This is a genomic window from Anaerobacillus alkaliphilus, assembly GCF_004116265.1.
Lineage (GTDB): Bacteria > Bacillota > Bacilli > Bacillales > Anaerobacillaceae > Anaerobacillus > Anaerobacillus alkaliphilus.
Map to the genome: position 1 here is coordinate 87,370 of NZ_QOUX01000046.1, position 12,470 is coordinate 99,839.

A 12,470-nucleotide genomic window follows, 5' to 3' on the forward strand; every position below is an offset into this window, starting at 1 on the left:
TTTACCGCTTTTTTTCTAATCGGTCCAGCCGTATTTTAAAATCACCTAAGAGCTTTTTCTCTTTTAATAATCTGCTAATTTGCTTTTGTCTTTGATAAGCACGCTCAGTAAAAAAGAACGCCTTCTCGATATCCTTCCATTGGTGCTCGTAAAGTTTGGCTAGCTCTATACAGCCAGCAATCGAGGTAGTGCCTTCTCTTTCAGCTAACAAATGAAAGCAATCCATTGCTTCCTCTAACTGTTTTTGCTTTTTAAGCAGTAGACCTAAAGCTAATAATGCTTGACTTTGGCTACTAGAAGTGTTTTTAGCAACTAGTTCATAAAGCTCTGTTGCTTTGCCCAATTCCTTTTCTTTCTCAAACCAACGGGCAATTTCATAGTTTTCCTTCATCGTATTATTTGTATTAGTTAGTAGTTTTTTAGATAGATGGATAAATAAAACGATTAACGATAAGACATCCATCTCATTGTGCTTTAGAACACCTTCAATGATTGTAGGGTCTTTCTCTCGTAAATAATCAAAATATAAGAGTGGAGCAAGACTTCCAGGTGTGTCCCCATCTCGATGAATCTGCAAAATTTCCTTTTCTACAATAGAAAGACGACAAGACGGCAGTGTATCTTTCCACAGTCTTCTAGAAGCATGAAGTAAATCATAGTGTCCGAATTTCGGTAGTTTTGGAACTTGATCCCTGACTAGAGTATGCCTAGTTTTTACTTGAGGCCAATCGAACGCCTTGCCATTGTAAGTCACTAAATTCGATAACTCTTTTACATCTTCAAGAAAATGATAGTACATCGCTGCTTCATGAGCCGGACCAGGTAAAAAGAATTGCTTTACTTTCACATGATCTTTCGCTAAATAACAATAACCTAGTAAAAAAATCGTGTTCCCAGTACCAGTACCAAGTCCTGTCGTTTCCGTATCAAAAAATAGCAATTGCTCGCCACTAACACCTTTTGTTGATAGAGGATGCTGCATTCCTGCCTCATTCCATAACTGGACAATTTCATTCAATTCCGAGAAGCGATGTACCCCTAGTTGAAAATCAAGAGGATAGTTTATCTCTCGGTAAATTGTCCACTGCTCATCTAAAAATAGCGCTTGACCATTTAACTGGGACCAATCTTCACCAATTTCAACTAGTTTTGTTTCGGCTACTTGCCTTTCAGGTAACTGCATATGACCTTTCATTCGAGAAAGCTTATTTTTTAATGACATCAGCGTCCCTCGCTTCTAATAGTCTCGCTAGTAATGTTAGGGAGAGTTCTTTCGTGTTTTCTTTCGAACCTACGCCAACACAAGACGGACAGCCTTCCTCACAGGTACATGCTCTGATATAATGCTTTGTTCGTTCTAGGATTACCTTGATATGTTTATAAACATCCTCACTTAAACCAACCCCACCTGGGTATCTGTCGTATAAAAAGATAGTCGGTTTGCCGGAATGAACTGCTTTCATTTGTGGTACAACTCGTAGGTCGTTTCGATCACACATCACATACACGCTTGAAACTGCCTGTAGGACGTGAGAAAGGCCAAGCAACGCATTCTCCATGGCTTCCTTACCAATTTCCTCTTGTACGCTTTCTTCAAACTGGATCCACGTGGCATTCGTGTGTAACTCTTGCTCAGGTAAATGAATTGGACCAGAGCCAATGGTTTCGAACGTCGAAAGTTTTATCTTTTTGAAAATTGTTGCCATGGCATTCACGGTGACATCGCCAAACTCAATCGAACAATTCGCATGAGTTTTTTGCTTATCTACCTCTAGTACCTTTAATTGAACGGCTAAATTCGCATCGGTAAAATAGTCAACATCGACTTCTCTTACAAAAGCTTTCTTTTCTTCCCAATCCAATTTCTCTACTTGGTATTGCGTCCCTTCATGCAGATAAAGTGCCTCATCATGAAGTAACGTCATCGCACTAAAGGTATCCATTTCACCTATCACTTGGTGGTTGGCCACATCAGTTTGATCAATAATAACGACGTTTTCTTGTGCAGCTGACCGTAAACTAATATTGTGAGCAGGAAAAGACTCGTTCATCCAAAACCATTTATTTTGTTGGTGATGTAATACTTGCTCTTCCGTTAGGAAATGAAGGACATCCTCTACATCTACACCATCAAATAAGTCTCCTTGTTTAAACGGAAGCTCATATGCTGCACATTTCAAATGATCCACTAAGATGATTAAATTGTCTGGATTAATCCTCGCGTGTTCAGGTGTTGCTTCAAAGAAATATTCTGGTTGCTGAACTAAAAACTGATCGATCGGGGTAGAATTAGCAACCATAATGATTAACGCTTCGTCATGCCTACGACCGGCTCTACCTGCTTGCTGCCAAACACTAGCAATGCTTCCTGGATACCCAGTCATCACGCATGCCTGAAGTTGTCCTATATCTACGCCTAATTCTAGGGCATTCGTACTGACAACCCCTTTGATATCACCAGACCTTAGCCCCTGCTCAATCTCGCGGCGCTGCTTAGGCAAGTACCCACCCCTGTACCCCCTAATCGACTTTTTCCCTAGTTGTTTCGCAACAAGTTCTTGTAAGTGACTAAGTATGATTTCCACTCGAACTCTACTTCTCGCAAAAACAATCGTTTTGATTTGGTTTGATAGTAGTTTAGAAGCGAGTCTTTTTACTTCAACGGTTGTGCTTTTTCTTATTTGTAACGGTTTATTAATAATTGGCGGATTGTAGAAAACAAAGTGCTTTTTCCCACGAGGGGCACCATTATTATTAATAACCGTCATCTTTTTCCCCGTCAGAGTCTCACTTAGTTCCTCTGGATTAGCAATGGTTGCAGATGTACAAATAAACACAGGGTCACTTCCATAATAGGCACAAATTCTCTTTAACCTTCGAACAACATTTGCCACATGGCTTCCAAACACACCACGGTATGTATGTAGTTCATCAATAACGACATATTTCAAGTTTTCAAACAATGAGACCCATTTTGTATGATGAGGTAAAATAGCTGAATGTAGCATATCAGGATTTGTTATTACAATATGTCCTGCTTTTCGAACTACTTGGCGAATATTAGGTGCCGTGTCACCATCATAAGTAAATCCTTTAATATCTGCACCAATAGCATCAATCACTTCGTTTAACTCACTACGTTGATCTTGTGCTAGCGCCTTCGTTGGAAAGATATACAAGGCTCTACTCGATGGATCTTCACAAATTTGCTGTAGGACTGGTAGATTATAGCAAAGCGTCTTCCCTGAAGCTGTCGGGGTAATCGCTGTAAAGCTCTTCCCTGCAAGTGCTAGCTCAAAGGCTGAACCTTGATGTGTATATAATTCGTTAACCCCTCTAGAAATAAGGGCCTCAATAATTCGTCTATCTATTGTCGAAGGAAAAGGAACCGTTTTTGCCTCTTGGCCTTCAATTTCATGCCAATGCACGACATTTTCATCATCTCTAAGTTCTTCAATAAATTGTTGTAGCGATAACTTTTTCAACAAACCGACCACACCTCTCTATAGTAAAATTATAGAGAATATACGTTTGCTTTGTAAAGAGGAAAGTTCCAGCTATTGTTTACATAATATTATTATGTTAAATAACAATATTGGAATAGACGGACAAAATTTCTCACCTGGTACATTTTTGATTGCTTATAGCATAAATCGCTATTTTGTGATATTATTCTAATATTCCGATAATTCAATTAATACTTTCAGCAGAAATGGGGTCTTTAACGTGCAACAGGTAATGGAAATAGCAAATAGCAACGTAATTTGGCTGTTTGCCTCATTGGTTATTACTATGGTATTCATTCAAGGTGTTATTTTTATTAAGCTAGCTACTAATGCTGGTAAGAGCCTAGGCATGACCAACTCCGAGGTGAGTAGTGCTTTAAAAACAGGAGCAATTAGCTCTATTGGGCCTTCTTTAGGGATTATGGTCGTTGCGATTTCGCTGATAACTTTTCTAGGAGACCCACTTACACTTATGCGAATCGGAATTATCGGATCTGCACCAATCGAGGCTTTAGGTGCTAGTCTTGGGGCAAACGCCTATGGAGTTGACCTTGGCGCAGAAAACTTCAGCCCTCAAGCTCTTACAACAGTCGTATGGGTTTTATGCCTTGGAGGAGCTGGTGGGCTTTTTGTCGTAGCCACATTTACAAAATCTATGGGAAAGATGGAAAAGAAAATCATTGCCAAAAAGGGTGATGGAAAAATTATGATTGTTGTTACAACAGCTGCAATGATCGGTGCTTTTAGTTTTTTAGCTAGTGGAGAAATGATAAAGGGGTCCATACATACAATGGTTGGTTTTGCTTCTGGAATCACGATGATGGGTATCGTTCTAATTTCTAATAAATTCCAAATAAGGTGGTTAAAAGAATGGTCCCTAGGTCTAGCAATAGTAAGTGGATTATTTTTCGGCTATATCATCATTTAACAGGAAAAAGGTGAATTTTTATGGAAGGTGTAAAAAAAGAAGATACTACTATATTACCTTCATCGGAAAATATGGAGTTCTATTATAAAAGAGCTCACTTTTGGGGACGTACATCCATATGGATAGTTATTATTCTATCGCTATTACTTCCTCTTTATCTCTCTTTCATCTTAGGTTATCACCCAGGTTGGAAACCTATTATTGCAGGGTATCTAGCTTACGCAGCTTTAATGGGTTTAGCATGGACGATGGAACCCGTCATGTATTATCCAACTTTAGGTACATCAGGTACTTATTTGGCCTTTTTAACAGGCAATATATCAAATATGTGTCTTCCTTCAGCAGCTGCTGCACAAAACTCAGTAGGAGCTGAACCTGGTACAAAAAAAGGAGAAATTGCAGCTACGTTAGGAATTGGTGCTGCTTCCCTTGTTAATATAGCTATTCTATTACCTATTATTTTTCTAGGTTCATACCTCTTATCAATTCTACCGGAAACCATTTACAAAATGTTTGAATTTATATTACCTGCAATTTTTGGAGGTATTGTTGGACAATTTGCGATTAAAAAGCCATTGTTTGGTGTCGTAGGAATTGTTACTGCACTTTCCATACATTTACTCGCACCAGCAGCTTTGCAAAATATTTTCGTTAGTCTCCTTGTAACAATAACCCTTTGTGTTTATCTTAATTCAAAGCTACCACAGAATGGTTAGAACCAAAATTAATCATTGAAAGAGTGATACAAAAATGAACCAACAAACCAATATTCATAATAGACCAGAACTTATTTTACAAAAACTTATTCAATTTAATACTACTAACCCTCCAGGTCATGAGAAAGCTTGTATAGATTATATTAATGAGCTATTAAGTGGGTATGGAATTGAGTCTAAAATTGTCAGTCGAGATGAAAATAGACCCAATTTAATTGCAAGAATAAAAGGGCAAGGTACAGCCTCTCCTCTAATGTTATACGGACACGTTGATGTCGTTACGACAGAAAATCAAAGTTGGACATACCCGCCTTTTTCAGGTGAGATTATTGATGGCTATGTATGGGGCCGCGGTGCCATAGATATGAAAGGCTGTGTAGCAATGATGATCTCTGCCTTTCTAAAAGCAAAAATAGAAAATACCCCTCTACCAGGAGATGTACTTTTAGTCATTTTAAGTGATGAAGAAAATGGCGGGAATTTTGGTGCAAAGTTCTTAGTAGAAACACACCCTGAACTATTTGCAGGAGTTAAATATGCTTTAGGAGAATTTGGTGGATTTTCAATGGAACTAGATGGAAAACGCTTCTATCCAATTATGGTTGCTGAAAAGCAAATGAGCTGGTTAAAAATATCCATCAGAGGACAAGGTGGGCACGGATCAATGCCTGTCCGGGATGGAGTAATGAGTAAACTAGCAGAGGTTTTAGATAAATTGAACCAACCTTTACCTGTCCATATTACTCCTGTTATCACCGAAATGATTGAAGGTATAGCGAACGTAATGCCTTTTCCCAAAAAACAAATTTTAAAGCAATTACTTAATCCTAAAATGACACGAACAGTCTTAAAATTACTAGGAGAGCAAGGAAAAACGTTTGAAGCGATATTGCACCACACTGTATCCGCAACAGTTATCCGAACAAGCGACAAAATCAATGTTATCCCTGGAGAAATTACAGTTGAATTGGACGGAAGAATTTTACCTGGCTTCAAAGAAGAAGAGTTTCTAGTAGAGTTAAAAGCTCTAATTAACGACCCTTCTATTAAATTAGAGGTCATCCGTTCTGATATAACTTCTGCAAAACGAGATATGAAGCTATTCAACCGGTTAGCATCCATAATAAGAGAGAGTGACCCTTCAGGTATTCCTATTCCTTTCGTCCTTCCAGGAGTAACAGACGGCCGTTTTTTTTCTAGCCTTGGAATTCAAACCTATGGATTTACACCGATGAAACTTCCATCTGAATTTAAGTTCTTAAAAACTGTCCATGCAGAAGATGAAAGAATTCCTGTTGATGCACTATATTTTGGTACTGATGGATTATTTAAAGCGATACAAACATTTGGTGATTAAATACTAAACTATCGGTTTAAGTTACTCTCTATGATCCCCCCTCATGGGGTTTTTTTTGTGTACATAGTTAGTTTCCCAATGTCTAATCCTCTCTATTTTTGGTAAGAATTACTAGCTAGTAATTCCAAAAAGGTCGTGAGATATTGAAAGCAGATCCAAACAAGAGGTCGCTATGGTTAGAAACTATCTTCGAGCATACATCAGTTGGCATATTAATCACTGATCCAACGAAAGAAGATAACCCAATTTTATATTCTAATCCTGCGTTTAGAGAAATTTCTGGGTATTCACATGAAGAAGTGGTCGGTAAGAATTGTAGGTTTCTGCAAGGGAAAGATACAAATGCAGAAACTGTTACTGAGATTAGAAACGCCATTTTATCAGGTAAGACATTTAAAGGAGAAATACTAAACTACCGCAAAAGTGGCGATCCGTTTTGGAACGAACTTATTGTTAATCCTGTTTATGGTCAATACGGAAAACTAGAGTATTTTGTAGGAATACAGAATGATATTACTAGAAGAAAGACATTAGAAATAGAGTTTCAATCTGATCTTCAGTTAGCTAGGAAAATTCAGGAACTTAGCTTAAGTACTCCGATACTTAATGAAGATATAAAAATAAGTGGGATGCTACTTCCTAGTAAACAAATAGGGGGCGATTCTTATTCTTGGTTTGAGTTAGGTCCAAATGAATATGGTGTACTGCTATTGGATGTGATGGGTAACGGCATACCTGCGTCCCTTATTTCTATGTCAATTCATTCCTTCTTACACTACCTCCTAAGAACAAACCTTAAAGAACCTAAAACTGTACTGGAGAAAATTAATACTCATTTATTTGAGTTATTTACGACTAACAATCAAGTCAGCTTTACAACAGCCATTTATTTGCACTTGGATTTAAACCAACACACGTTAACCTATGCAAACGCAGGACATGTGTCTGGTATAAAAACAACAGGTAAAACCTCAACAAAATTACACTCATTGTCTTTACCATTGGGTTTAACCTCTGATTATAACTGTCGGCAAGAAACACTACTGCTTTCAGGTAATGAGAGAATTTTGTTATTTTCAGATGGATTAGTCGAGTCTGCCGATAAAAACATTAAGGAGCGGATTGATCGATTGCAATTGCTAATTCAAAATAATTTATCTCTTTCACAGGAGGGGATTATGAAAGTCATGTTAAGGGAACTCGTCAGGGAAAAGAAGAATGCCGATGACATTAGTATGGTAGTGATAGATATTTCACTAGAAAAAAAGCGAATCAAACCGTCCTAGTAAACGGTTTGATTCGCTCTTTTCATTGAATTAACAACCACAACGGTGGCGGTGTTTTTTCTTCGGAATACATGGATCATCAATGTTTGAAAAATCTAGTTGGTATTGTCTAGAGACAAAACAGCAACGCCAACTAAAAGCCCCATCAACGCCTCTTCTTGGCTTTTTTCTACGTTCTTTACGATCCTTACGACAATCACCGTCAAAATAATTAAAATCCATTTCTATCCCTCCTTTATACGATAGAATATGAATGGTCTTTACCTCATGTATAAACTAAGTAACCATATTTCGTCCTAATTATTAGAAAATGTGCAAATGCTAGAAACCGATTAACACACAAAATGATAGGTATCTCTCTCGACAATTACTAGGAAGAAACTACTAGCAACAATAAAAGAACCCAGCTTAAGGGTTCTTTAGACTATGTGTTCTGTTTAACAACCTCGGGTAGATGATCAAGCTTAATCTTGTCTTTTAAGGTCATTCCCTGCTCATAAGAACGATAAGTAAAAACCGTATGTTCAGGCGTTGATACTTTAAAATAAAGAATTCGGTCTACTACTTCTTTCTTGACCTCTAAATGAAACGTAAGGTCTTGAATTTTCAATTTATAAAAATCGTATGTTATCCCTAACAATGTTTTCGATGTTTTTTTTGTATCTTCATTGTTTTTTACCATTTCAGAAACTTCCTCAACTGTAACCCCCCGTTGGACCATTTCACCTAACGTTTCAAACATTGATTGCGCTTTATTCGTTAACTTTTTAAAGATATTTTTGGTTTCAGTTACTACGTCTTTCACTTCCAATTCTCCTACCACCTTTACCTCTATTTTCCTTATACTATTCCCAAATGTTCATTAATTATGAACGGATGAAAAAAAGCAGTGTACGGTGTTACAGTTTAATCATTTAGTATACACGTGGAAACAGGTGAGGTCTTTCTATTTTACATCACCAAAGCCTTTTAATTTTACGTTTACGTTTACATCAATTTTTGCGTCTGGATAAATTTCTTCTTTCCACTTCATTTCTTTCCAATTTTTATAACTCAAACTATTTCGTACAAACTGCCCAAAACCAAGGCTATCCGTCTGGTTCTGTTGCATTTCTTCAATAATCTCTTCAGATGTCTCTTTAATGTAGGCTGCTAATTTTTTTTCAATATCTTTTTGTGCTTCGTCATCAGACAACTTAACATAACCAGTGAATTCATCGATAGATCCCTTCACATCAATATTCACTTGTATTTCACTCGGAGATTGCACGTTCACTTTTCTAGTTGATTCTAACGTGTTAAAGGTGATATATAAATAATCATCCTCTTTTGTCTCATTTTTTAAGCGCATTTGTTTTGTGAGAGTACCTCCTAGATGATTTTCATGTAACATAAGAAATACTCGAGCTTTTTTCGGGTCAACTTGCATAGCTAACTTGTCGCCATTAAAGAGTCCAATTCCGTCAAGAATCACTTCCTCTTTCCCTGCTTTCATTAAAGGTACAATAGGATCAATCCCATCATCATAATAATCACGGATAAATTCATGAAGGCTCGTATCAACGGTTACATGTGTTTGAGCTTCTTTCTCAAGTAGTTCAAAAATATAGCGACCAATTCGTGGATGCTCAGGAAATTCAGTCATTAACATCTCTTTTGGGCTTCCGTTGACAACAATCACTTTTAAATTTAATCCTACTGCGTGATCTCGCTTAAATGTATCAATCGTATCAAAAAAACCCATTTTCGCTAGAGTATCACCAAACATTACACTACGTAATTGCCCACTTACTAAGACACGCTCTGTCTGTCTCGCCAACTTTGTACGGCCTTCCTTACTTGTATGGGCTATGGTTGACAAAACGACATGATCTTTCGCTGCTGATGGTCTAACCTGTGGGAAAGTGATTGTAATAGTTAAAATTCCCTCTTCCTCAGCATCTTCAGCTTCATTTAGCTCAAAACCGATACTATGAATAAAGCCCATATCCTCGACAATCCGTTTCTGGGCACATCCTGACAAAATGAGTGATGTGATATAAAAAAGTAGCAATAACTTACGCAATGTCTTTTTCCCTCCTAGCTCGTTTTCCTTCTACCCATAATAGGAACAATAGGAGTATCGGAAAGAAAAAAGCAAAGAAAACGTACGGCGTAACAACCATCGAAAACAACTCATTAACTTCCCGTTGAATCGTTGGGATCAGCGCAACCAAAAAAGTACCCATAAATAGACCTATAATTAGCTTTAATTCTTTTGTTTTAGGAAAAATTTGCTTTGTAACCTCTAATGCTGCCCAATGATAAAAAACAACCGTCACCATGATTTTTAATAGAAACACCCCAAATACTAAGTTCTCAATTCGTTCTATTAAAGGCGTCTCCATATGCTTAAGAATTACCTGGGTTGGATAAAGGATATTGCGCAACTGCTCTAAACTAAAAAAGCCCATCGCGATAAAACAAACAGCTGCATAAATAAATGTAGTGAACAAATGTCCAATCACGATTGCTTTCCCGAAGTTTCCATCTTTTTGGACATATGGGAACAGAAACAAGACTATCTCAAAGCCAAGAAAGGCCGTGTATGACTCAAGACCACTTTTCATCGGATCTAAGGGATTTTGAAACAAAAACGGTGTTAAACGAGTAAAGCTGAACTCCGGAGCGACAATAAGTAATAAAAATATTGTCCATATCGTAAAGAAAAAGAAAACAATTGCAATTTTCCCCATATTATAAATTCCTTTTGAAACAAAAAAGATTGAAACAATCACAAAGTAGAATAGTAAAAGATTTGGGTTTACATCAACAAACATTGTTAACTGAATTAACAACGAATAGTTTTTCGCGACTAAAATCCCTAATAAACCCAAAGTAACAATTAAATACAGATACAATGGATACAACAAAAATTTTGGTAAGTTCTGTTCTAGGATTAGAAAAATCGATCTTCCATTTCCTTTTTTGTAGACAAGATGAATCAAATATATGTTCACTAAGACAATCCCTGATAATCCAAATATCCCTAGCCAACCATTTGTGCCAAAGGCTTCAGCTACAAGCCGGGGTAAAGCAAAGAGAATGATCCCTGATTGGATCAAATAAACTATTACGGCTATCTGTGTAAAATGGATTTTTTCATTCATCGGCATCAATCCTTTATTGCTTCATTTTCGTTCGGGTTTTGTTTGCTGTTTTCGCTTGAGCCCCTCGTTCCTTCAAAAGGTAAAAAGGCGACCGTACAAAAATATCTTTCCACTCCTTCCAATAAAAAGGTGCTAATGGAATTAGATACGGTGTTCGTAAGCTTGTTAAGCTAGCTACGTGAATCGTAAACCATGCTAAACCAATCATCATTCCAAAAATACCCAAGTATCCTGCAAGTATTATGATAAAAAATCTAACAATCCTAATAGCATTACTCATGTTGTAGCTAGGTAAAACAAATGAGGCTATTGCCGAACTTGCTACTGCGATAATTAAGACATTACTTGTAAATCCTGCTTCAACTGCCGCCGTACCGATAACAATACCACCTACAATACCAATGGTTGAACCAACCTTTGTCGGTAATCTAGCTCCAGCTTCTCGGAGTAACTCGATTGTTATTTCCATGATGAGTGCTTCTACTAATGGCGGAAACGGAACCCTCGCTCTTGACTCGGCTAAAGTGATCAGTAAATCTTCTGGTAACACCTCATAATGAAACGTGATTACTGCCACATAGAGAGCTGTGAAAAACACTGTAATAAATATTGCTATTGATCTAAGGATCCGTAAACTCGTCCCAATCCAATATCGCTGATTATAATCGTCCGGTGATTGTAGAAATTCAAAGAAATTCGTAGGTGCACTAAACGCAATTGGACTTCCATCCGTTAAAACCACGATTTTTCCTTCTACAAGCTTTGATACGACAACCTCAGGAACTTCTGTTGTATAATACTGTGGAAACAATGAATCAGGCGCCTCATCAATTAATTGTGTTACCATACTTGAATCATAAATAGCATCAGTTTCGATGCTCTCTATGTTACTTTTTAGCAACTCCACTAACTCCATGTTGGCCAGGTCATCGATATATATGACATAAATATTCGTCTTGGTGATTTCTCCTGCTCGAAGCTTAATTACTTTGAGATTGGAACTTCTTAGACGTTTCCTAATTAAGGATAAATTTTTGTTTATGTCTTCAACAAACGCATCATGTGCACCAATAATGATTGACTCGGTGTCACTTTTTTCAACGCCTCGTTGTTCTGGCCCGAAGACATTGTAAAAATAGGCTTTATCCTTATAGAAAATCGCGGCACTTCCAGCCAATATTTCATCTTTTAGATCTTTAAGTTTTGTGGCTTCCGATATATCTTTTTCCTTAAGCCAAGATGAAACGTCTTCTTTTTTTAATGAAGATATAGGGTCTAAAATATCCTTTTCTAGTCTGGTTCCGTCTATGATTGTACTTAAATAAACCACTTTAACGGATTCTTCACAATACGTTTTCTCTAAAAAATCTCCGCAATCATTAAAAAATTCTTTAATTACTTCCAACGAAGGCTTTTCATCTTCATCAGAGGAAGCTGGTTGTTTAGCTTCGTTTTCTGAGGATTCATTAAGTGAAGCTAATTTATTTTTCTTTTGCCAATTTTTTTCATTCATTGTGAAAAGTCCTCC

The 12,470-nt window shown here is 37.2% G+C and carries 11 protein-coding genes; 4 read left to right on the forward strand and 7 right to left on the reverse strand.

The annotated features are described in order from the left end of the window. Position 1: 1 nt before the first annotated feature. Both DS745_RS15665 and DS745_RS15670 read right to left on the reverse strand, forming a co-directional pair. Entirely contained in the window at positions 2-1,222 is a 1,221-nt protein-coding gene (locus tag DS745_RS15665; RefSeq protein ID WP_129079181.1) for a ribonuclease H-like domain-containing protein, read from the reverse strand. Next, positions 1,206-3,485, reverse strand: a complete 2,280-nt coding sequence (locus DS745_RS15670) for a DEAD/DEAH box helicase (RefSeq protein ID WP_129080053.1) — start codon at positions 3,483-3,485, stop codon at positions 1,206-1,208. Before DS745_RS15670 ends, DS745_RS15665 begins: the two co-directional genes overlap by 17 nt. 241 nt (positions 3,486-3,726) lie before the next feature. Here DS745_RS15670 and DS745_RS15675 point away from each other — a divergent pair, with 241 nt between their 5' ends. The 4 genes from DS745_RS15675 to DS745_RS15690 all read left to right on the forward strand — a co-directional run bounded on the left by DS745_RS15675 (position 3,727) and on the right by DS745_RS15690 (position 7,793). Further along, positions 3,727-4,434 carry a DUF5058 family protein gene (locus DS745_RS15675; RefSeq protein ID WP_129079182.1) on the forward strand — a complete coding sequence of 236 codons (708 nt, stop codon included), beginning with the start codon at positions 3,727-3,729 and terminating at the stop codon, positions 4,432-4,434. A gap of 20 nt (positions 4,435-4,454) precedes the next feature. Further along, positions 4,455-5,150, forward strand: a complete 696-nt coding sequence (locus DS745_RS15680) for a small-conductance mechanosensitive channel (RefSeq protein WP_129079183.1) — start codon at positions 4,455-4,457, stop codon at positions 5,148-5,150. A gap of 34 nt (positions 5,151-5,184) precedes the next feature. Beyond that, the gene (locus tag DS745_RS15685; RefSeq protein WP_129079184.1) at positions 5,185-6,507 is read left to right on the forward strand and encodes a M20/M25/M40 family metallo-hydrolase; all 1,323 of its coding nucleotides are present in this window, start codon (positions 5,185-5,187) and stop codon (positions 6,505-6,507) included. A gap of 143 nt (positions 6,508-6,650) precedes the next feature. Next, positions 6,651-7,793, forward strand: coding sequence for a PP2C family protein-serine/threonine phosphatase (locus tag DS745_RS15690; protein WP_129079185.1), 1,143 nt, complete (start codon positions 6,651-6,653; stop codon positions 7,791-7,793). Positions 7,794-7,823: 30 nt separating this feature from the next. On the opposite strand, the gene DS745_RS15695 is transcribed toward DS745_RS15690, so the two are convergent. From DS745_RS15695 to DS745_RS15715, 5 genes are all read right to left on the reverse strand, one after another. Then, on the reverse strand, positions 7,824-8,015 hold the full coding sequence (locus DS745_RS15695) for a hypothetical protein (RefSeq protein WP_129079186.1): 192 nt from the start codon (positions 8,013-8,015) through the stop codon (positions 7,824-7,826). 202 nt (positions 8,016-8,217) lie between these two features. Beyond that, complete coding sequence (locus DS745_RS15700; protein WP_129079187.1) at positions 8,218-8,604, reverse strand: hypothetical protein; 387 nt, start codon at positions 8,602-8,604, stop codon at positions 8,218-8,220. A 135-nt stretch (positions 8,605-8,739) separates the two neighbouring features. Next, positions 8,740-9,858 (reverse strand): Ger(x)C family spore germination protein, encoded by a 1,119-nt coding sequence (locus DS745_RS15705; protein WP_129079188.1) that lies wholly within the window; start codon positions 9,856-9,858, stop codon positions 8,740-8,742. Next, positions 9,851-10,942 (reverse strand): GerAB/ArcD/ProY family transporter, encoded by a 1,092-nt coding sequence (locus DS745_RS15710; protein ID WP_161568285.1) that lies wholly within the window; start codon positions 10,940-10,942, stop codon positions 9,851-9,853. Before DS745_RS15710 ends, DS745_RS15705 begins: the two co-directional genes overlap by 8 nt. Positions 10,943-10,955: 13 nt before the next feature. Next, positions 10,956-12,455, reverse strand: a complete 1,500-nt coding sequence (locus DS745_RS15715; protein ID WP_129079190.1) for a spore germination protein — start codon at positions 12,453-12,455, stop codon at positions 10,956-10,958. Between the last annotated feature and the right edge of the window lie 15 nt (positions 12,456-12,470).